Source organism: Actinomadura roseirufa (assembly GCF_900659635.1).
Taxonomy (GTDB): Bacteria; Actinomycetota; Actinomycetes; order Streptosporangiales; family Streptosporangiaceae; genus Spirillospora; species Spirillospora roseirufa.
The window spans coordinates 1-21,856 of sequence record NZ_CAACVB010000136.1; the positions used below are offsets into that span (position 1 = coordinate 1).

The window sequence follows — 21,856 nt, forward strand, 5'->3', positions numbered from 1 at the left end:
AGCCGGCGTCCCGCATCCGGCGGCACAGCTCGGCGGCCAGCCGCGTCTTGCCCTGCCCCGCAGGGCCCGTCACCAGCGCCACCGCGAGCGGCGCCGCGGCGCCGCACCACCGCGCCGCCAGCTCGTCCAGCAGCGCCTCCCGGCCACGGAACCGCGTCGCCTCCGCCTCGGGCCGCAGCCACTCCGACGGCGCGCGCGGCGCCCGGACGCGCGACGGGTAGAAGGGGGCCAGTTCCACCGAGCACAGGTCCGGGACGAACCCCAGCGCCGAGCGGAACCCCGCGTCCTCCAGGAGGCGTTCGACCGGCAGCGCGACGAGCCGCAGCCCGGCCGCCTCGTCCAGATCCGCGACGACCAGCCCCGTCAGCCGGTCGCCGCAGAACACCGCCGCTCCCGAGTACCCCGACCACCGCGTCCGGCCGGCGGGCCGGCGCCCGATCTCGCCGGGGTGGTCGGCCACGGTGATGTGGTGCTCGCGGCGCCTGCGCCCCGACCCCGGGCGGATCCTTCCCTCCAACTGGAACGACTCCCGCGCGCCGAGGACGGCGGCCAGCGCGGCGGGGAACCCGACGGCCGTGCAGGACACGTGCCTCGATCCACCGGTGATCCGGCCGAACGACTCCGGCCCCGCGTCGGGCCACTCGTCTCCGGACACCGCGACGAGCGCGGCGTCCAGCTCGCCCGTCCCGCGCCATGCCACGGTCGCGTCCCGCCACTCCCGCGTGTCCTGCGGGCGCACCTTCACCTCGGTGAGCCCGGCGGGCAGGCCGTGTCCGGCCATGAGGACGAGCGGGCCGCCGACCCGGTACCCGGACCCGATCTCCCACGGCCCCGTCCCGGCCCGGCCCGCCACCTCGACGACGCGGCCGTTGTCCACTCGTCCCCCCTCTGCGAGTCAGCCGAATGCGTCCTTCGCCAGCACGCGGGCCCGCTCGGGAAGGCCCTCCATGGCGCGCAGTCCTGCGGCGCGGACGCGGTCCCACAGCGGGACGGCCTCCTCCGCCGCCTCCTGCGCCGCCTCCTCCCAGCCGCTCCGCGCGAGCGCCTCCGCCCGCGTCGTCAGCGCGAACGCCAGCCCCGCCGTGCCGAGATGGCCGGTGGGACCGCCGGACACCCGGTGCAGCGCGACGGCGTCCTCCAGCGTCGCCAGCGCCGCCGCGTCCTCGCCGAGCAGGAACTCCGACCGCGCCTTGGCCGTCATCGCGCTGGCACGGATCGCCTCGCTCGGGTCGGCCACGCTCCACTCCCCGGGCAGCAGCTCCAGCGAACGGGCGGCGGCCTCCGCGCCCGCCGCCCCGTCGCCCAGCAGCACGTGGCACATGGCGGTCATCGCCCACGCGTTCGCCAGCCAGTCCCGGCGCCCATAGGTCTCGGGGGGAAGGCCGCCGGTGACCTCGATCGTGCGGCGCGCCCACGCGAGGTCCGGCCTGCCCAGCCAGAACCGTCCGTTGGCCTCCGAGAACACCGCCATGGCGTAGGCGGAGGGCGGCGCGGCGGACGGGTCGGCGGGCTCGGTCAGCGCGCGGGCCTCGGCCGTCAGCTCCAGCGGATTCACCGCGAGCCCGAGCGCCTGGCCCGCCCAGGCGTGGAACTGGAGCATCTCGGCGAGCGCGGCCCCCCGGGCGGGATCGGCCGCCGCCACCGGGCGCAGCAGCGCGATCGCGCGCCCGTTCGCGGCGTGCGAGACGGCCACGGACCCCGCCAGGACGTGGAAGGCCGCGAACGCGGCGAGCCCGGCGGCGAGGTCGGCCGGGCCCGCCTCGGGCGCGGCGGCCAGCAGCCCCGCCTCCACCTCGTCCGCCGTGACCGGCCGGCCGGTCGTCACCGCCTCCAGGGCGAGCGCCCGGCCGAGCGTCGGCAGCCCGTCCGGCAGCTCACCGGGCCGGACGAGCGCCCGGACCGCCTCCACCGCCGCCTCGGCGGCGGCCTCGCGCTCACCGAGACGCCACCGCTGGCAGGCGAGCGTGACCAGGCAGGACGCCCGCGTCCCCCGCGCGGCCTCGCCGATGCTCCCGGCCAGGTCCGCGTTCTCCGCCAGCGTGACCGCCGACTCCCGCACGCGGCCGAGCCCGAGCATGGCCAGCTGCAGTTCGTTGAGCGCCTGGAGCCGCGGCCAGCCGGGTGCCGCGGCGCGGAGGAGGTCGCCCGCCTCGCGCGCCGCGTCGGCCGCCTCGGTGAACCGGCCCAGCGCGTTGGCGGTGGCGGCGACCTTGGTCAGGTCGTCCGCCAGGTCGCCGAGGAGCGCCGGGGCCTCCCGGCGGAGGGCCACGACGGCGGAGAGATGACCGATCTCCTCCTCCAGGTCGCCGAGCCGCCGGGAGGCCCCGGCCATCCGATGGTGGGCGTTGAGCGTGTTGAGGTTCCGTTCCCCTTCCGGCAGGCGCGGCGTCACCGCGAGCGCCGCCCCGGCGAGGTCCCTGACCTCCTGCGCGTCGCCGCCCCGGTCGTCGACGATGGTCGCCAGCATCATCAGGGCGCTCGCGAACTGCCTCGGGTTCTCGGCGGAGGGGTCGTCCCGGTAGTGGTCGAGGATCTCCCGCAGGTACCGCTCGGCCTCCTCGTACCGTCCCAGCATGGCGAGGGCGTAGACCCGCTGGTAGAGGGCGAAGGAGTAGGCCGGCCGCTGGGACGGGACGTCCCGTGCCACCGCGATCGCCTCCTCCGCGGCGTCGAGCAGCTCCGGCCGGCGGCCCAGCTCGGCCATGCAGGCGCCCAGCGCGACCAGGGCACAGGCGATCATCGGGTCCGGCGGATCCGCCGTGCGGAACAGCGCGAGCGCCCGCTCGACGTCGGGCAGCCTCTCCTCAGGTGGCCGCCCGAGGTAGAGCAGCGTGTCCGCGCGGGCCGTGTGAAGCTCCCCGAGGTCGGCCGGGTCGGCGTCCGGCAGCCGGGCCCGGACGCCGATGGCGGCCGTCACGACCTCCAGCGCGGCATCGTGCTCGCCCAGCGCGTTCACCACTCTGAACAGCGCCCGCAGAGCGTAGGCCAGGTTCGAGTCCTGCCCCGGACGGCCGTTGAAACGCAGCACGGCCTCCGTGCACAGCGCCCGGGTGTCCGCCCAGCGGCCGAGGTCGAGGCCGAGGTCGCGCAGCCGCAGCAACTCGGCGACCGGCGTCGCGGCGCTCTCCGCGCCCCGGTACCAGCGCAGGCAGTCGCCGAAGACCCGGCCCGCCTCCTCCGCCTCGCCCACCGACGACAGGGCGCCGGCCAGCGACAACGCCGACCGCAGCAGGCCCGGCAGTTCCCCGGCGGGCACGGCGTCGGCCCCCGCGAGCCGCCGCCGCACCGCCTCCCGGCCGAACGTGACCGCGAGCCTCGCGGCGCCCTCGGCCCGCAACTGGTCGACCGCCTCGGCGATGACCGCCAGGTAGATGGCGGCCCGCTCGTCGTCCGCGGCGCCGCCGGTCACCGCGAACGCCTCGGCCGCGACGGCGTCCGCCCGGTCAGGGTGACCGAGCAGAGCCAGCAGTCGCGCCTTCTGCGACAGGGCGTAGACCATCTGCGTCTGGTAGAGGCTCGGCGTCGACCTGCTGAGCCTGCGCAGCACCGCGATCGCCCGCTCGATCCGGTCGAGCGCCTCCGGACGGCGGTCCAGCTTGTCCAAGATCATCGCGCCGACCACGAGCGCCGGGGCGAGGGCGGTACCGAAGATGTCCGGGCGGTCGGCGGCCAGCGGCTCGATGACCTCCAGCGCCTCGTTGTGCGCGGCCAGCGCCCCCGCGAGGTCACCGAGGTCGGACCGCGCCCCGCAGAGCGTCTTCAGCGCGTCGGCCAGCGACACCGACAGCAGCGACGCCCAGGCCTCGGCCGGCCCGTCGGCGAGGATCTTGCGGGACAGGGTCACCGCCTCGGCCGCCAGGAACGCGGCGTCCTCGTTCTCATCGAGGATCCACAGGCAGTGCGCGTGCGCCCGCAACGTGTGCGCGAGGATCGCCCAGTCGTCCTCGTCGTCCTCGTCGAAGCGCTTCCAGATCAGCTGCCAAGCCGCCTCGATCGCCTCCCTGGCCCGCTCCGCCGCACCGCTCATGAGCAGCACGTCGGCCTCGTCGACCAGGCTGAGGGCGAACGTCCAGTCCCCGATCACCGACGTGTCGAGCGTCCCGGCCCGCCGCCGCAGCTCGGCGAACGCGGCGAGCGTGCCGCCGAAGTCGCCCTGGCGCATCTGGGCGCCGGCCCTGATCATCAGCAGCGCGGTGAGGTCGTCCGGGTCGCTCTCGGGGTCGGCGTTGTGCACGGCGATCGCCCTGGTCGCCAGGTCGAACAGCACTCCGCTCAGGACGTGGCTCAGCGGGCTCGTCTCTTCGATGAGCGCGCTCAGCACGCCGTCCGGCGTCGCCGGGTCCGCGACGATCCGGCGAAGCGCGGCGACCAGCGGCTCCGGGCGCTCCAGCGCGGGGGCGAGCCGTGCGGCGTGCAGGGCCAGGCCCGACGGACGCGTCGCCACGAGGCCGGACAGCCGTTCCCCCATCGCGTCGTCGTGCACCGAGGCGCGGGCCGCGACCTGGAGGGCCTGCACCACCTGCGCGACGCCGTCCGCCGCGAGCAGCTCGTCCACGAGGTGCTCCAGGAACGGCGCGGGCCGCGCCGACTCGATGGCGACGAGATGCTCGCCGAGCCGGTCCGGTTGCAGCGGGCCCCAGTAAGAGGCGTCCGCGGGGTAGAGGCCGCGCAGCCACTCCGCGACGGCGTCGCGCCGCTCCACCGGCAGGTCCGCGGTCTCCCGCAACGCCTTGATCAACCGCTCGGCGTCGGCGAAGTCGCCCGCGCCGCACAGCGCCGCCGCCGCGACCAGCCGGGACAGCGTGCGCAGCCGCAGCCCGCCGCCGTCCTCGGCGTGCAGCCCGGCCGCCGCCGCGGCCCGCCTCCAGTAGTGCTCCTCGTGCTTCAGCAGCACCGTCTCCGGGCGCTCGCCCTCCAGCGCGGGCATAGCGGCGGCACCGCTCTGCAGGACGGACGTCAACGCGGCGACGTGCACGGCCAGGACGGTCTCCGCGCCGGACAGGTCGGGCGCGGGCTCCGCCGGCGGCTTCACCGACAACGCCGCCGCGAACTCGGCGCGCGCCACCGCGAACTCCTCGGCCCGCAGCTCCGCCCCGGGGGCCAGCGGCTCCAGCCTGTGCACCGCGCAGTCCGCGAGCAGGTCCTCCGTCTCGGCGGACGCGGCGCGGAACTGCTCCCACCACTCGCCCGCCGTCCGGGCCAGGAGCAGGACGCGGACGGGCGGACCGTGGTCGCGCCGCGCCACCCGCGCCAGGAACCGGCCGAGCTCCCCGGTCCGCGTCTCGGCGTAGTCCACCACGAGGAGCAGCGGGACGGCGGTGTCCGCGACGGTCTTCCCCAGGCCCTTGCCGATCTCCGCCAGGCGCCCCGCCTCCCAGCCCGCCTCGCGCATCCGGCGGCACAGCTCCCCGGCCAGCCGCGTCTTGCCCTGCCCCGCCGACCCCGTCACCAGCAGGACCGACTGCGGCGCCGCCGAACCGCACCAGCCGCCGGCCAGCTCGTCCAGCAGTGCGTCGCGGCCCCGGAACCCGGTCACCTCCGTCTCGGGACGCAGCCACTCCGACGGCGCCCGGGGCGCCCGCGCTCGCCGCGGATAGGAGGGGTGCAGCTCCACCGAGCACAGATCCGGGACGTGGCCGAGCGCCGTACGGAACCCCGCGTCCGCCAGGAGCCGCTCCATCGGCAGCGCGATGAGCCGTAAGCCGCCCGCCTCGTCCAGGTCCGCGACGACGACCCCCGTCAGCCGGTCTCCGCAGAACACCGCCGCGCCCGAGTACCCCGACCAGCGCGTCCGCCGGGCGCCCCGTCGCCGGACGAGGTCACCGGGGTGGTCGGCCAGGGTGATGTGATGCTCGCGGCGCCTGCGCCCCGACCCGGGCCGGATCTTCCCGTCGAGCTGGAACGACTCCTGCTCCTCCAGCCGGTCCGACAGCGCGGCGGGGAAGCCCATCGCCGTGCAGCGCACCGACTTGGACGAGCCCGTGATCCGCCCGAACGGCTGCGGGCCCGGTCCCTTCCACGTGTCGCCGAGCGTGACGAGCGCGGCGTCCAGGTCCCCGCTCCCGCGCCAGGCCGCCGCCGCGTCCCGCCACCGCCCCTCGGGCAGGCGCACCTTCACCTCGGTGAGCCCGTCGGGCAGCGTATGCCCGGCCGCCAGGATCAGCGGCCCCCCGACCAGATACCCCGTCCCGATCTCCCACTCGCCGCCCGCCCGGCCCGCCACCTCGACCACACGCCCGATGTCCAACCGGTCTTCCTTCCCGCCGCCCCCGGCCCCGTCCTCGCTTCCAGCGTGCCGGGCGGCGGACGCCACCGGCCGCCGATGGCGCAGAGCGGCCACACACCTCTCCAAAGATCCGGTCGGCCGCACCGGAAGGCCCCCGCCATTTCCCGCGACGAACACCGGAGAAGCACCCCCGGACGGCACACGGCGCCCAGACGAAAGCCCGAGCGCCGAACACTCCGCCGTCACCCCTCAGCGAGGCCCACCGATCAGACCGCGAGCAATGCGATGCCCGGACGCGGCGCTCCCGTCAGCCCCCGGCCATCAGGCGAGAACCGGCCCCCCCCGTCAACCGTGGACGGACACCCGGTAGATCTTGACCGGGTGGACGGGCTCGCCGTCCTGCCGCGGGCCGTTCTCGCCGGGCTTGATGCCGCCCTTCACGATGCGGTCGAGCACCGGGAGGCCCCGCGTGACCTTGCCCAGGACGGTGTACGCCGGGGGGATCTCCGCGCGCGAGTGAACGAAGAAGAACTGGCTGCCGTTGGTGTCCGGCCCCCAGTTGCCCATGGCGACCGTCCCGCGCGGGTAGGTCTCCTTGCCCGTCAGCTCGTCGTCGAACTTGTACCCCGGGCCGCCCTTCTCCGCCGCGTAGATGTCGCCGCACTGCAGGACGCCGAGCCGCGGGGAGTCGGTCAGCCGCCAGCATCGGGTGTGGTCGTAGAAGCGCTGCCGGGAGAGGCTGACGAAGTTGTGGACGGCGCAGGGGGCGTTCCGCCGGTCCATCCGGATGCCGACGGTCCCGAAGTTGGTGCGGACGACGACCTCGACGGTGCCGCGGGCGCGGGCCTTCCGGGCCGGGGGCCGGACGGGCTTGGCCGCCGGGTTGTCGGGCGTCGGCGTGAACACGCACCGCACCGTGTGCCCGTGCGCCCCTCGCGGGGCGTGCGACGGCGCGGCCTGGGCGGCGCCCGCGGGCGCCAGGACGGCGGCGGCGACGGCGGCGGTCAGGGCCGGTACGGTCCAACGCGTTCTCATGGCGCCCACGGTAGTGATCAGCCTCGCGCCCCCACACTGGCAAATCCCGACGAACCTCCCCGAGGCCCCGCGCCCCGCACCCACGTGATCACTAGGCTCGGTCGAAGAACCGCCCAGCAAGAGCGCGCCCAGGCGGGCACGGGGCCTGCGGCAGAGGCCGCAGGCGAGTCCCAGGGCTCGCTCAGGACCGTGTTCAAACCGACGCGACATCCCCAGCCGTCACGCGAGCGCGCGCCCTGACCGGCGGGGGCGACGCCGAAGGCGAGCCCCCGCCGGGAAGATCGCGAAGCGATTCGCGCTCGCACAAGCCCGGTCACGAAGCGAGCCGCCAGGCGAGCGAAGTGGGCCGGGATTGAAATAAGAGGAGCCGCATGCTGCCCTGGTCCACTGATCTCGCGGGACGCCTGGAGGAGCACGTCGTCGACAGCGCGCTGCTGCGCGGCAACCCGCTGGGGGATCCGCACGAGCGTCCGCTGCTGGTGTACGTGCCGCCGGGCTACGACGACGAGCCGGAGCGCCGCTATCCGAGCGTCTACGTGATCACCGGGTTCACCGGCCATGTCGGCTTGTGGCGCAACCGGACGCCGTTTCGGCAGCCGTTCCCGGAGACCGCCGACGCGCTCTTCGCCGCCGGTGACACGCCGCCCGCCATTCTGGTGTTCGTGGACGCTTGGACGGCGTACGGGGGCAGCCAGTACGTCGACTCGCCCGGCACCGGCCGCTACCACTCCTACATCTGCGACGAGGTCGTCCCGTGGGTGGACGCCCGATACCGGACGCTGGACGCGCCGGAGCATCGCGCGATCAGCGGCAAGTCGAGCGGCGGCTACGGCGCGATGATCACGCCGATGCTGCGCCCGGACCTGTTCGGGGCGCTGGCGACGCACGCCGGCGACGCGCTGTTCGAGTACTGCTACCTGCCGGAGTTCCCCACGTGCGTCCGGCACCTGCGGGCCTATGACGGCGACATCGGGCGCTGGTGGGACGACTTCCGGGGCCGGACGTCGTTCACCCGGCCCGAGGACCATGAGCTGCTCAACCTCCTCGCCATGACGGCCTGCTACTCGGCGTCCGAGGACGGGCGGCCCGAGCTGCCGTTCGACCCGGTGACCGGGGTGCTGCGGCCGGAGGTCTGGGAGCGGTGGCTGGCCTGGGACCCGGTGCGGATGGTCCCCGGGCACGCCGCGGCGCTGCGGTCGCAGCGGGCGATCTGGATCGACGCCGGCACCCGCGACGAATGGTTCCTCGACATCGGCGCGGAGGCGTTCCGGGGGGCGCTGCTGGACGCGGGCGTCGCCGAGGACGTCATCCGCTTCGAGCTTTTCGACGCGACGCACATGGGAATTGATTATCGTTATCCGATGGCGCTCGGCTGGCTCTGCCGGCGAATCGCGCCCTGACGTCCGGCGGGTCCGCGACCCGTCCGCAAGCCCCGCCGAAGGGCTCGCGCGCCTCGCGCGCACCGGCGCCTCAACGAGCGCCGAAGGTCGAAGGTTCCCCGGTCGGACGGGGTGGGCCGGGCATCGGCCCACCCCGTCCAGGCAGGACATTCCTAAGCTTTCACCTACAACTTCGTAAATATTGAAAATCCAACAGCAAATGGATTCATTGACACTTTTCAACCAACGGGGTGCACTTCGGGGCAGCTCATCTCGATGAGCGGCACGTCCCCAATCCTCGCCCGGCAGACAAGGGTGTCGCGGAGCGCTCCCCAAGCGTCCTCCCATGCCCGGACCCTGCCCGGCCCGTGGAAGGAGCACCCCCTGTGAGACACCAGACCGCGATCGGGGCGGCGGCCGTGGCCGTCGGCCTCGCCGTGGCGATGTCCGCCCCCGCCACAGGTGCGACGAACCGCACCGCGCCCGCGGCACCGGCCAAACCGGCTCCCCGCGCCCTGGCCGCAGCGGCGGCCGACGTCTTCGTCACCGTCAAGCCCGGGGCGGTCAGGAAGGCCCCCAAGGACAAGATCTTCCGAACCAACGTCACGTCGGGCCTGCGCGGCCTGCAGTACGTGGAGTACCAGCGGACCTATGACGGTCTGCCGGTTTTCGGCGGTGACTTCGTCGTCACCACCGACGCCGACGGCAGCGTGCTGAGCACGTCGGTCAACCAGACCACCGAGCTCAACGTCGGCACCAAGGCGGCGATCTCCGCCGCGCAGGCGGCGAAGACCTCGCGCGCCAAGGTCTCCCAGGTGGCCACGGTCTCCACCCCCCGCCTCACGGTTCTGGCGGAGGGCTCGGGGAAGCTGGTCTTCGAGACGCTCGTCACCGGCCACCAGAAGAGGGCCGAGACGAAGCTGCACGTGTTCGTGGACGCCAGGACCGGCAAGGTCGTCAAGACCTTCGACGAGGTCCGGGACGCCGCCGACGACCGCAGCTTCTATCACGGCACCGTCGACCTGAGCACCGCGGCGACGTCGATGACCGACTCCACGCGGCCCGGTCACCAGTGCGGTGGCCAGGGCGGGTCTGCCTACACCGGCACCGACAGCGCCTGGGGCAACGGCAGCGGCACCGACCTTGAGACGGCCTGTGTCGACACGCTGTACGCCGTGCAGAAGGAATGGGACATGCTCAAGGCATGGCTCGGGCGCAACGGCACCGACGGCAACGGCCGCGGTTTCCCGTCCCGGGTCGGGCTGAGCGACGTCAACGCCTACTGGAACGGCAGCTACACCAACTTCGGCCACAACCAGGCCAACAACAAGCAGGCCACCTCGGTCGACGTCGTCGGCCACGAGAACGGCCACGCCATCTTCACGACGACCCCCGGTGGCGACTCCGGTGGTAACGAGAAGGGCGGGATGAACGAGTCGGCCGGCGACATCTTCGGCGCGCTGACCGAGCACTACATCAACGAGCCCGCCAACCTCGACCCGCCGGACTACCTGGTGGGCGAGGAGGTCGACCTCGTCGGCCAGGGCCCGATCCGCAACATGTACAACCCCGGGGCGCTGGGCGACCCCAACTGCTACTCCTCGTCCATCCCCAACACCGAGGTCCACAAGGCCGCCGGCCCGCAGAACCACTGGTTCTACCTGCTCGCCGAGGGCTCGAACCCGACCAACGGCAACCCGACCAGCCCGACCTGCAACAGCTCCACCGTCACGGGCATCGGCATCCAGAAGGCCGGTCAGATCTTCCTCGGCGGACTCAACCGCAAGGTCACGTCCTGGACCCACGCGCGCGCCCGCGTCGCGACCATCCAGGCCGCGAACGAGCTGTTCCCGAACTCGGGCAACGAGTGCAACGCGGTCAAGGCCGCCTGGGCCGCGATCAGCGTCCCGGCGCAGAGCGGCGAGCCCGCCTGCGGCACCACGCAGAGCGACTTCGACCTGAAGCTCAGCCCTGCCTCGGGCAGCGCCAAGGCCGGCGAGTCGGTCACCGCGACCGTCAACACCACGGTCACCGGCGGCAGCGCGCAGGAGGTCAAGCTCTCGGCCACCAGCACCCCGGCCGGCCCGACGGCCACCTTCGCCAACCCGACGATCCAGTCGGGCCAGTCGACCCAGGTGACCATCAACGTGCCCGCCGGAACCCCGGACGGCACGTACAAGATCAACGTCCTCGGTGACGGCACGACCGTGGACCGCACCGCCACCTACACCCTGTCGGTCGGCAGCGTCACGCCGCCCGGAGACGTCTTCAACGACGACTTCGAGACCGACCTGGGCTGGACCGTCAACCCCGGCGGCACCGACACCGCCACCGCCGGCAAGTGGGAGCGCGGCACTCCGGAGCCGACCTCCTACTCCGGGACGAACCTGCAGCTCGCCGCCGCCGGCGGCAGCAACGACCTGGTCACCGGCAAGGCCGCCGGCACCGACGCCGGCACCTATGACGTCGACGGCGGGGTCACCAGCGTCCAGAGCCCGGCGATCCAGCTGCCCAGCGGCACCCTGACGCTGACCTTCTCCTGGTACCTGGCCCACCTCAACAACAGCGGCACGGACGACTACCTGCGCGTCCGCGTCGTGGGGTCCAACGGCTCCAGCACCGTCGTCAACCAGACCGCCTCGGCCGCCAACCGCGCCGGCTCCTGGCAGAACGCGACGTTCGACCTGTCGTCCTACGCCGGGCAGTCCGTCCGGATCGTCGTCGAGGCCGCCGACAACGGCACCGGCAGCCTCGTCGAGGGCGGCGTCGACAACGTGAAGATCGTCAAGGCGTAACCGCCCCCGCCCGCTCGCGGCCTGTGACGGGGTCCGCTCCCCCGTCACAGGCCGCGTCCACTCGGAGGAATCACCATGAAACCCCGCTTGACGGCGGCCGCCGGCGCGGCCGCCCTCGCCCTGTCCGCCTTCCTTCCGGGCGCCGCCACCGCCGCGCCCGCGGCCCCCGCTCCCGCACCGTCGGTGCTGACGCCGACCATCCCGCTCGCCAACGTCAAAGCGCATCTCGCCCAGCTCCAGTCGATCGCCAGCAGCAACAGCGGCAACCGCGCCCACGGCCGTCCGGGCTTCAAGGCGTCGATCGACTACGTCAAGGGCAAGCTGGACGCGGCCGGGTACAAGACCCAGATCGTCACGTTCAGCTCCCAGGGCGCGACCGGCTACAACCTCATCGCCGACTGGCCCGGTGGCGACGTCAACAACACCCTGATGATCGGCTCGCACCTCGACAGCGTCACCGCGGGCCCCGGCATCAACGACAACGGCTCCGGCTCGGCCGGCGACCTGGAGATCGCTCTCGCGGTCGCGCGGGAGAAGTACCAGCCCAAGCGGCACCTGCGGTTCGGCTGGTGGGGCGCCGAGGAACTCGGCCTCGTCGGCTCGACGGCCTACGTCAACGGGCTGTCCTCGACCGAACGCTCGAAGATCAAGGGCTATCTGAACTTCGACATGATCGGCTCGCCGAACCCCGGCTACTTCGCCTACGACGGCGACGGCTCCAGCGGCAGCGGCGGCCCCGCCGGGTCCGCGGAGATCGAGCGCGTGCTGCGCTCCTACTTCACCTCGATCAACGTCCCCGTCGAGGACACCGCGTTCGACGGCCGCTCCGACTACGGGCCGTTCATCCGCTACCAGATCCCCGCCGGCGGCCTGTTCACCGGCGCCGAGGGACGGATGAGCGCCGCGCAGGCGCAGAAGTGGAACGGCAGGTCCGGCACGGCGTTCGACCGGTGCTACCACTCGTCCTGCGACACCACGGCCAACATCAACGACACCGCCCTCGACCGCAACGTCCAGGCCATCGCCAACGCGGTCTGGACGCTGGCGGGCACCGGCGGCGGCGACCCGGACCCGGGCGGCGACACCGTCTACTCCGACGACCTCGAAGCCGACAAGGGCTGGCAGATCAACCCCGCCGGCACCGACACCGCCACCGCGGGCAAGTTCGAGCGCGGCGCCTCACAGGCGACCAACTACTCCGGGACGGACCTGCAGCTCGCGCCCGCCAGCGGCGGCAGCGCCCTGGTGACCGGCGCGTCCGCCGGCAGCGACGCCGGGACCAACGACCTGGACGGCGGCACCACGTCCGCCCAGTCCGCGCCGATCGACCTGCCCGCCGGGTCGAAGACGCTGTCGTTCGCCTACAACTTCGCCCACCTCAACAACAGCGGCACCGACGACTACCTCCGCGTCCGGCTGGTCGGGCCCAACGGGACCACCACCGTCCTGGACGAGAAGGGCGCGGCGGCCAACCGCGCGGGCGCCTGGCAGACCCAGACCGCCGACATCTCCGCCTACGCCGGGCAGTCCGTTCGCATCGTCGTCGAGGCGGCCGACAACGGAACCAACAGTCTCGTCGAGGCCGGGCTGGACGACATCAAGATCACCAAATGACGCGGAGTTCCCGCTGCTCAACCCCCGGTTTCAACGACATTCAGTTCATCAACGGCAAATATTGAAATTCCACTACTAAATGGATTCGTTGACACCGAACGGCTGTCAAGGTGCACTTCTGGACAGCTCACCAGGTTGAGGTCGACAACGTCCACCAAGTGCGCCCGGCGCGGACCCCCCAGATCCGCGCCAAGCGTCCCGTGCGCCCGCGACGGACGCCCGCGGATGCGGCCGGCTCCCCCCGGCCGCATCCGCGGCACCCGGAGCGGGTCCCCGCTCACACCAACGCTGGAGGTTCCCGGCAGCGCGGTCCTCCCACCACGGGGCTCCGCGGAAGAAAGCCTCCGGCCCGTGCAAAGGAGCACCCCCTGTGAGACATCAGACCGCGCTCGGGGCGGCGGCCATCTCCGCGGGCCTCGCCATGGCGATGTCCGCCCCCGCCACCGGCGCGAGTGCCCGCGCCCTCCCCTCCCCGCCCACGCCGTCGCCCAAGGCGGCGGCAGCCGCCGACCAGTTCGTCTCCTCCGGCCGGGCGCCGGTGCACGCTTCCCCCAAGGACAGGATCGTCCGCCGCGGCGTCGCGGCCGGAGCGGGCGGCCTGCAGTTCGTCTCCTACGAGCGCACCCACGCGGGACTCCCCGTCCAGGGCGGCGACTTCGTCGTGACCACCGACGCCGCCGGCACCGTGCTCAGCACCTCCTCGGCCCAGAACGCCGAGCTGACCGTCCCGACCACGCCCACGGTGAGCGCCGCCCAGGCCACCGCGGCGTCCCGCAAGCAACTCCGCACGGTCACCCGCACCTCCGCGCCCACACTCTCCGTCCTCGCCGAGGGCAGCGGACGCCTCGTCTACGAGACCGTCGTCACCGGCACCCGCCGCCCGCCCGGCTCCTACGGCCACGGCCCCGGCGGCTCCTACGGCCACGCCAAGCCGCCCGGCTCGTACGGCCACGCCAAGCCGCCCGGCTCGTACGGCGTCGCCGGCCCCGGCGGCAGCTACGGCTACGCGAGCCCGCCCGGGTCATATGGCTATGCGGGCCCGCCCGGGTCATACGGATTCGCCGGCCCGCCCGGGTCCTACGGTTTCGCCGGACCTCCTGGCTCATACGGCTTCGCCGGACCGCCCGGATCGTACGGATTCGCGGGCCCGCCCGGATCCTACGGCGCCGTAGCCGCCAAGCAGAACGCAGGCCCGCCCGGATCGTACGGATTCGCAGGCCCACCCGGGTCCTACGGTTTCGCCGGACCTCCTGGGTCATACGGCTTCGCCGGGCCTACCGGCTCCTACGGCCACGCCAAGCCCCCCGGCTCCTACGGCCACGCGAAACCGCCCGGCTCGTACGGCTTCGCGGGGCCCGGCGGCTCCTATGGCTTCTCCGGCCCGCGCGGATCGTACGGACTCGCCGGGCCGCCCGGATCCTATGGACTCGCCGCGCAGACCGCCCGCCCGTCCGTCCTGCACGTGTTCGTCGACGCGAGGACCGGCAAGGTCGTCCGCACCTGGGACGAGGTCACCGACCTCGACGACGACCAGAGCTTCTACCACGGCGGCCGCACCAAGCCGACCAGCATCACCACCAGCGGCTCCCCCGGCTCGTACACCATGCGCGACCCGTCCCGCCCCGGCATCAGCTGCTCCGGGCAGAGCGGCGCCCCCTACACCGGGACCGATGACGCCTGGGGCAACGCCGACGGAGTCGACCTGGAGACCGCCTGCGTCGACTCCCTGAAGGCCGCGCAGGCCGAGTTCGACATGGCGAAGACCTGGCTCGGCCGCAACGGCCTGGACGGCCATGGCGGCGGCTGGCCGATTCGCGTCGGCCTCAATGACGCCAACGCCTACTGGTCCGGCAGCTACGCCAACTTCGGGCACAACCGGTCCAACACCAAGCAGGCCACGGCCACCGACGTCGTCGCGCACGAGCTCGGCCACGCCATCATGCAGACGACCCCGGGCGGCATCCTCGGCGACAACGAGAAGGGCGCCCTGAACGAGTCGACCGGCGACATCTTCGGCGCGCTCACCGAGTGGTACCTCCACGAGCCGCGGGTGGCCGAGCGTTTCTCCGGCACCGTCGCGCTCCTCAACTACGACCCGCCGGACTACACCCTGGGCGAGGAGGTCGACCTCGTCGGCAGCGGCCCGATCCGGTACATGTACAAGCCGTCCCTGATCGGGGGCCACCGCGACTGCTTCGACGCGAAGAACCCGCCCCAGGAGCCGCACGAAGGGGCCGGCGTGCAGAACCACTGGTTCTACCTTCTCGCCGAGGGCTCCAACGCCAACGACCCGGACCACGGCCGTCCCAACAGCCCGACCTGCAACGACTCCAAGGTCACGGGCATCGGCATCCAGAAGGCCGGGCTGATCTTCATGTCCGCCCTGAACACGAAGACGTCCAACTGGACGCACACCAGCGTCCGCAGGACCAGCATCCAGGCCGCTCTCAACTTGGTGCGGGCCAAGAAGGCCACCTGCACCGACTTCACCCGAACCCGGGACGCGTGGAACGCGGTGAGCGTCCCGGCTTCCAGCGGTGAGCCCACCACCTGCACGGGCTGACCGTCTGCGGCCGTACGGGACGATCTCGGCCCGTCCCGTACGGCCGCCCCCCTCGGGGACCCGCCCCCCGCCGGGCCCTCGGCGCCTACCTGTCCTCGGCGCCGAGGGCCCTCAAGCGTCCGGGGGAGAATCCCTGATCGCCTTGGTCAGCGCCGGATGCCCCGGGCACAGGCGATCATGCGTCGGGCGCGTCGGCATGGAGCCGGGGTTCGCGGTCCACCGCCGATGACGGACGGAAGGTGCCCCGGTAGACGCTGGGCGGGACGCCGACGTGCTCTTTGAACAGGGCGCGGAAGTTGGCCGGGGTGCCCAGCCCGCAACGCCGCGCCACACCCTCCACGGTGAGGTCCGAGGTCTCCAGCAGTTCCCGCGCGTGGCTGAGCCGGGCCTCCAGAAGCCATCGCATGGGCGGTTGTCCGGTTTCGAGGTTGAAGCGGCGGATGAGGGTCCGCCGTGACATGCCCGCCTGCCGGGCCAGCTCGTTCACGGTGAGTGGCCGATGCAGGTTGTGCAGGGCCCATTCGTGCAGCCGGGTCAGCGCCCCGGCGCGTTCGGGCCGTACGGGCAGGTCGATGTACTGGGCCTGGCCGCCGGTCCGGTGCGGTGCGGCGACGAGCCGGCGGGCCCGCTGGTTCGCCGCGCGGGCCCCGTAGTCGCGGCGGATGAGATGCAGGCACAGATCCAGTCCCGCCGCGACCCCGGCCGAGGTCAGGACCTCGCCCTCGTCGACGTAGAGCACCCTCGGCTCCACCGTGACCCGCGGGTACCGGGTGGCCAGCGATGCCGCATATTGCCAGTGGGTGGTGGCGCGCCGCCCGTCCAGGAGACCGGCGGCGGCCAGGACGAAGGCGCCCGTGCAGATGGACACGATGCGGGTGCCCCGGGCCGCCGATGCCGCCAACGCGTCGCGGACGGCGGCGGAGGGCACGAGCGGGTCGGCCTGACCGGGGACGATGACGGTGTCGGCGGATCGCAGGCACTCCAGCCCGCGCTCGGCGAAGAGCGCCGGACCGCCGTGCATCGGGACGAGTCCCGGGCTTTCCCCGCACACCGTCAGCCTGTACGGCCCGTCCTGCCAGCTGCCGAAGACCTGCAAGGGAATCCCGAGGTCCAGGGCGAGGACGTTGGGCAGAGCCAGCACGACCACGTGGTGAGATGCGCCGAATGTCCGATCAGGCATGGCACAATCCTAGTGACACATGGCACCCGTGCCACTGCCGGTACCGGTGAGCGCGCGCCTACGGTCGAGCCATGGACATTGCCCACCTCGTCCCGGCGCTGCCCGACGATCTTGTGGCCCGCCAGGCCGTCGACTACGTCCGGTGGTGCGAGAGCGAGCCCGTCGCCAATCACAGCTTCCGCACCTACGTGTTCGCCACCTTGCTCGCCGAGCACGAAGGGCTGACGGCCGGCGCCGACTTCGACCCCGATCTTCTCTTCCACGCCTGCGTCATGCACGACCTCGGTACCTCGCCGTCGGCCCCCGGCCTGACCCGCTTCGAGATCGAGGGCGCCGACATGGCCGCCGAGTTCCTGACCGGGCACGGCTACGGCACGCCCGAGATAGACGCCGTCTGGGAGGCCATCGCGCTGCACACGACACCCGGCATCGCCGAACGTACGAGTGTGCTGGCCTATCTCACCCGTAGCGGGGTGGCCGGGGACTTCGGCGTCGGGGTCGACCACGTGACCGATGCCCAAGGCGCCGCCCTCCACCTGCGCTACCCCCGGCTCAACGTGGTCACCGCCCTGGTCGACGGCATCGTCCAGCACGCCGCCCGTGCCCCGCAGACCGCCGCCCCGCGAAACACACCCGCCCACAACCTCATCCAAGAACGAGGGGAGCTCGGCACCAACCCGACGGCCATGGAACTCGGGGCGAGCGCCTCCCGCTGGGGCGCGTAAAACGGAACCGGGACGGCACTGGTCGCCGCCGGCTCCGCACAACCCACGAAGACTCATCAGCACAGACCGAACGGTCCTTACAGGAGTCCCCATGGCGCCGCCCGAGCCCCCCTATATCGCCATCTACATCAGATCGACGCTCTCCGACGACCTGGACGGTTACGACGAGGTGGACGATGCGATGGGGAAGCTGTCCCAGGAGCAGCCCGGCTACCTGGGGCGCGAGTCCCTGCCCAGCGGGGAGAACGAGGAAAGATCCGTCATCTACTGGGCCGACGAAGAGTCCCTCAAAGCCTGGCGCCTCCACCCGGAACACCAGGTCGCGATACGCCTCGGCCGCGAACGCTTCTACACCTCATACGACATCCGCGTCGCCAGAGTCGAACGCGAGTACGGATTCGACCGCAACACGTCCAAATGAGCTGAACGACGTGTCCTTCCTCGTCGGCGGCGAAGGCCGGTGGGGGGTCGAGACCGGCTGCGTCGGCGACGCCTGGAACAACGCGTAGCCGTCGAACCCTGGCGGCCGACGTGGCAGGGCACCGCCCGCCGGGGCCGTGGGGCGGGCGGTGCCGGTCGGTGGATCAGGCGACGACCTGGGCGCGGGCGGCCTCGGAGAACAGCGGGTTCGTCATCGCGATCGTCTTCGGCGTGAACGAGCCCCGGCTGCAGACGAGGCCGCTGGCCTTCTCCTTCGGCGCCAGGCTGGTCGTGTCGATCTGCCCTTCGTAGTCGCCGAGCGCCAAGGACGCGTCGTGCTTGATGTCGCTCGTGTCGGTCAGGCTGAAGTACAGCGGGTTGACCTCAAGGTTCTTCTTGGTCTGGTTGGTGACCGTGACCCGCACGCACGACAGGGCGCCGCCGTCGCTGAGGACGCTCTTGGCCGCCGCCGCGCGCTTGGCGACCAGCTTGATCGGCACGGGACCCTTCTTCTGACCGGCCACGGCCTCGCCGCCGCTCTGCCCGGCGGTGGGCTGGCTCGCCGGGTCGCAGGCCGTCGCGAGGGCCAAGGGGGCGAGAAGGGCCAGAAGGGCCGTGAGCGTGCGCATGAGAGTCCCGTCGTTTCGTGATGACGGCGGGGGGTCAGTGCTGTGACGCGCCGCACACCCCGAACGGCTACTCCCGGCCGGAAGGTTGACACGATCCGGCCATCTCCGCGCCTCCTGGACGACGTGATCGCGGCGTCCCCGGCGGCTCCGCCCGGGTTGCACAATGGGAGTATGTGCCGCTCTATCAAGACGCTCCGCCCGCCGTTCGCCGACGACGTGACCGATCAGGACGTCCGGGCCGCCGCCCTCCAGTACGTTCGGAAGATCTCCGGGTTCCGCGCCCCCGCGTCCCACAACGCCGAGGCGTTCGACCGCGCGGTGGAGGAGATCGCCCGCAGCACCGCAGCCCTCCTCGACTCCCTGGAGATCCGCGGCCAACAACGCGCCAGCTGACAACAAGGGGCTGGGCCACTATGGGGAGCCGTCCCCAAACCAGGCTCCCCAGGTCAACCGACCTCAGCCGTCACGCGAGCGCGCGCCCTGACCGGCGGGGGCGACGCCGAAGGCGAGCCTCCGCCGGGAAGATCGCGAAGCGATTCGCGCTCGCACAAGCCCGGTCACGAAGCGAGCCGCCAGGCGAGCGAAGTGGGCCGGGATTGCAATGGACTAATGACAGTCCTGGCCCTGGAGGTCCAGGGACATGGCGGTGACCTTGCCGCCGCTGATCGCGAAGGTGTAGACGGCCCTCGGGTTGCCGGGGACGGCGGCGGTGGAGGTGTTCACGCCGGTCTTCAGCTTCGGGTAGGCGTGCTGGACCTGCGCCAGGGTGGCTCCGAGGCCGATGCCCTGCGGGGTGTGCATGCGGCCCAGCGCGAAGATCGTGGCGAGGCCGGAGCGGCGGGAGATGTAGACGCCGACCTGGTGCGCCGGGGTCCGGTGGGAGCGGAAGTCGTAGCCGTTGCAGGCCGTCCCGCGGACCTTGCCGACGAGCAGGCGCGTCGCGGCGGCCTGCGGGACCGTCATGCCGAGCCGGAGCGGGCCGAAGCCGGTGGGGCCGAGGGGGGTGCGGGCGGCGGCGCCCGCGCCGGCGGTGCGGGCCGGGGGCGCCGCCGGGGCGACCTTCGGGTCGGAGCCGAAGTGCGGGGTGCTGGTGGCGCCGACGGCGGGCGGCGGGGCGGTGCCCGCGGTCGTGGGCTCGTCCGCGCCGGCACCCGCGCCGCATCCCGCGAGCAGCACCGTGCTCGCCGTCAAGATCACTATGAACTTCATCCGGACCCCCCAGAACCCTCACGCGACGACCTCTGAGACGAGGATGGCGCATGATCGGTTCCGGGCGGCCCGAAAGCGGACGGCCCGTTACTCGGCGGCGACCAGTTCGGCGATCTGGACGGTGTTGAGCGCGGCGCCCTTGCGCAGGTTGTCGCCCGAGCAGAACAGGGCGAGCCCGTGCTCGGCGGTCTCGTCGCGGCGGATGCGGCCGACATAGGTCGGGTCCTGCCCGGCGGCCTGGAGCGGGGTCGGGACGTCGGAGAGGACGACGCCCGCGGCGCCCGACAGCAGCTCGGCGGCGCGCTCGGGGCTGAGGGGCCGCTCGAACCGGGCGTTGATCTGGAGGGAGTGGCCGGTGAACACCGGGACGCGGACGCAGGTGCCCGACACCTTCAGCCCGGGGATCTCCAGGATCTTGCGGCTCTCGTTGCGGAGCTTCTGCTCCTCGTCGGTCTCGGCGCGGCCGTCCTCGACGATCGCCCCGGCCAGCGGCAGGACGTTGAACGCGATGGGGCGGGCGTACACGCGCGGGACGGGGAACTCGACGGCGGCGCCGTCGTGGGTGAGCCGGTCGGCGGACTCGACGACCTTGCCCGCCTGCTCGTGCAGCTCGGCGACGCCGGCCAGGCCGCTGCCGGAGACGGCCTGGTAGGTCGCGACGACCAGCGCGCTCAGCCCGGCCTCGGCGTGCAGGGGGCGCAGCACGGGCATCGCGGCCATCGTGGTGCAGTTGGGGTTGGCGATGATCCCCTTGGGCCGGTCGGCGACGGCGTGCGGGTTGACCTCGGAGACGACGAGCGGGACGTCGGGGTCCAGCCGCCAGGCGGAGGAGTTGTCGACGACGACGGCGCCGGCGGCGGCGACCTTGGGCGCGAGCTCCCGGGAGGTGGTCTTGCCCGCGGAGAACAGGACGATGTCCAGGCCCGTGTAGTCGGCGGTCGCGGCGTCCTCGACGGTGATCTCGGTGTCGCGCCAGGGCAGCCGGCGGCCCGCCGAGCGGGCGGAGGCGAACAGGCGCAGCTCGTCGGCCGGGAATCCGCGCTCGTCCAGGATGTGGCGCATCACATTCCCGACCTGGCCGGTGGCCCCGACGATCCCGATTCTCATGCCGCTCCCTCTGTTGCCGATGTGACCTGGATCGTTCGAGTCTCCCCAGGTCCGTGCACCTCGTCCAACGAATAACCCTTCACCACGACTTTAAGCAGTGCTCGACCCGGGTCGTGCGCGCGGGGCGGGGTCAGGCCGTCCAGCCGAGGGTGGCGCGGGCCCGCTCGTGGGCCTGGACGTGGTCGGCGAGGACCTTGGCGATCACCTCGTCGATCGCCTCCAGCCGGGTCCCCACCTCGGCCAGCTCGCGTTCGGCGCGCTCCAGCCCGGGTTCCTTGACGAGGGAGGGCACGCCGCCGCCCAGCGCGGTGGCGAGCCCGGCGGCCAGCTCGCGGTTCGCCTGCCGGTAGGCGCGCAGCGGGGCCAGGACCTCCTCGCGCCGGTCGCGCAGCTTCTCGAACCCCTCGGCGGCCTCGGCCAGCTCGGCGCGGGACGCGGCGACGCGCTCGTCGGCGCCGTCGAGCCGGGCGCGCAGCTCCGCCAGCTCGGCGTCGGCGCGCGCGGCGTCCTCGACGGCCTGCCGCACCCGCGGTTCCAGCAGCGCGAGCTGCTTGCGGGTGAGGCGGAGCAGGTCCTCCGCCGCGTCGCCGACGGCCCGCTCGGCGTCCGCGGCGGCGTCCGGTTCGGCGGCGGCGTCCGGTTCGGCGGCGGTGCGGGCGGTCAGGGCCTGTTCCTGGAGGCGCAGCGCCTCCACCTCGTCCGCGAGGCGGTGGAGGCGGCGCAGCTCGGCGACGCGGTCGCGGATCCGGTCGTGCTCGGCGGTGAGCCCGGCCAGCTCCCGTTCGGCGTCCTCCAGCTCGGCGAGGGCGGCGCGGTCGGCGGCGAGCCGGTTCCGCGCGGCGGCCAGCGCGGCGTGCCGCTCCCGCAGGTGGTCGCGGACGGGGCGGCCGGGCGCGGCGGCCTGGGCGCGCTCCAGGTCGCCTGCCGGCCGGTAGTGCTGGACGTCGCCGATGTAGTGGCCGACGATGCGCTGG

At 73.0% G+C, this 21,856-nt stretch carries 14 protein-coding genes and 1 pseudogene; 7 read left to right on the top strand and 8 right to left on the bottom strand.

The features are described 5' to 3' along the window. The 3 genes from E1291_RS25420 to E1291_RS25430 all read right to left on the bottom strand — a co-directional run. Window positions 1-877: hypothetical protein (locus E1291_RS25420; protein ID WP_370771036.1), on the bottom strand; the 877-nt coding region annotated here is incomplete at its 3' end. 18 nt (window positions 878-895) lie between these two features. Next, the gene (locus E1291_RS25425) at window positions 896-6,247 is read right to left on the bottom strand and encodes a tetratricopeptide repeat protein (protein ID WP_131740504.1); all 5,352 of its coding nucleotides are present in this window, start codon (window positions 6,245-6,247) and stop codon (window positions 896-898) included. Between the two features lie 324 nt (window positions 6,248-6,571). Beyond that, window positions 6,572-7,261, bottom strand: a complete 690-nt coding sequence (locus tag E1291_RS25430; protein WP_131740505.1) for a peptidylprolyl isomerase — start codon at window positions 7,259-7,261, stop codon at window positions 6,572-6,574. Window positions 7,262-7,632: 371 nt separating this feature from the next. On the opposite strand from E1291_RS25430, the gene E1291_RS25435 reads away from it, so the two are divergent. The 4 genes from E1291_RS25435 to E1291_RS25450 all read left to right on the top strand — a co-directional run bounded on the left by E1291_RS25435 (window position 7,633) and on the right by E1291_RS25450 (window position 15,612). Then, complete coding sequence (locus E1291_RS25435; RefSeq protein WP_131740506.1) at window positions 7,633-8,661, top strand: alpha/beta hydrolase; 1,029 nt, start codon at window positions 7,633-7,635, stop codon at window positions 8,659-8,661. Window positions 8,662-9,026: 365 nt separating this feature from the next. Further along, window positions 9,027-11,435: a M4 family metallopeptidase gene (locus E1291_RS25440; protein ID WP_242614360.1), complete on the top strand. Its 2,409-nt coding sequence runs from the start codon at window positions 9,027-9,029 to the stop codon at window positions 11,433-11,435. A gap of 75 nt (window positions 11,436-11,510) precedes the next feature. After that, window positions 11,511-13,049, top strand: coding sequence for a M28 family peptidase (locus tag E1291_RS25445; protein ID WP_131740507.1), 1,539 nt, complete (start codon window positions 11,511-11,513; stop codon window positions 13,047-13,049). A gap of 370 nt (window positions 13,050-13,419) precedes the next feature. After that, window positions 13,420-15,612 carry a M4 family metallopeptidase gene (locus E1291_RS25450; protein WP_131740508.1) on the top strand — a complete coding sequence of 731 codons (2,193 nt, stop codon included), beginning with the start codon at window positions 13,420-13,422 and terminating at the stop codon, window positions 15,610-15,612. A 175-nt stretch (window positions 15,613-15,787) separates the two neighbouring features. Here the strand turns inward: E1291_RS25450 and E1291_RS25455 are convergent, their stop codons facing one another. Then, the gene (locus tag E1291_RS25455; protein ID WP_131740509.1) at window positions 15,788-16,792 is read right to left on the bottom strand and encodes a GlxA family transcriptional regulator; all 1,005 of its coding nucleotides are present in this window, start codon (window positions 16,790-16,792) and stop codon (window positions 15,788-15,790) included. 71 nt (window positions 16,793-16,863) lie between these two features. On the opposite strand from E1291_RS25455, the gene E1291_RS25460 reads away from it, so the two are divergent. After that, on the top strand, window positions 16,864-17,517 hold the full coding sequence (locus E1291_RS25460; protein ID WP_131740510.1) for an HD domain-containing protein: 654 nt from the start codon (window positions 16,864-16,866) through the stop codon (window positions 17,515-17,517). A gap of 91 nt (window positions 17,518-17,608) precedes the next feature. After that, window positions 17,609-17,938 carry an antibiotic biosynthesis monooxygenase family protein gene (locus E1291_RS25465; protein ID WP_131740511.1) on the top strand — a complete coding sequence of 110 codons (330 nt, stop codon included), beginning with the start codon at window positions 17,609-17,611 and terminating at the stop codon, window positions 17,936-17,938. A gap of 163 nt (window positions 17,939-18,101) precedes the next feature. On the opposite strand, the gene E1291_RS25470 is transcribed toward E1291_RS25465, so the two are convergent. Further along, entirely contained in the window at window positions 18,102-18,566 is a 465-nt protein-coding gene (locus E1291_RS25470) for a DUF4352 domain-containing protein (RefSeq protein ID WP_131740512.1), read from the bottom strand. A 171-nt stretch (window positions 18,567-18,737) separates the two neighbouring features. Here E1291_RS25470 and E1291_RS25475 point away from each other — a divergent pair, with 171 nt between their 5' ends. Continuing rightward, entirely contained in the window at window positions 18,738-18,959 is a 222-nt protein-coding gene (locus E1291_RS25475; RefSeq protein WP_131740513.1) for a DUF2277 domain-containing protein, read from the top strand. A 213-nt stretch (window positions 18,960-19,172) separates the two neighbouring features. Here E1291_RS25475 and E1291_RS25480 read toward each other — a convergent pair whose 3' ends face one another. The 3 genes and pseudogenes from E1291_RS25480 to E1291_RS43375 all read right to left on the bottom strand — a co-directional run. After that, window positions 19,173-19,775 (bottom strand): hypothetical protein, encoded by a 603-nt coding sequence (locus tag E1291_RS25480; protein ID WP_131740514.1) that lies wholly within the window; start codon window positions 19,773-19,775, stop codon window positions 19,173-19,175. A gap of 87 nt (window positions 19,776-19,862) precedes the next feature. Then, window positions 19,863-20,882 carry an aspartate-semialdehyde dehydrogenase gene (locus E1291_RS25485; RefSeq protein WP_131740515.1) on the bottom strand — a complete coding sequence of 340 codons (1,020 nt, stop codon included), beginning with the start codon at window positions 20,880-20,882 and terminating at the stop codon, window positions 19,863-19,865. 130 nt (window positions 20,883-21,012) lie between these two features. Continuing rightward, window positions 21,013-21,856 (bottom strand): annotated as a pseudogene (locus E1291_RS43375) (hypothetical protein); the annotation flags it as partial.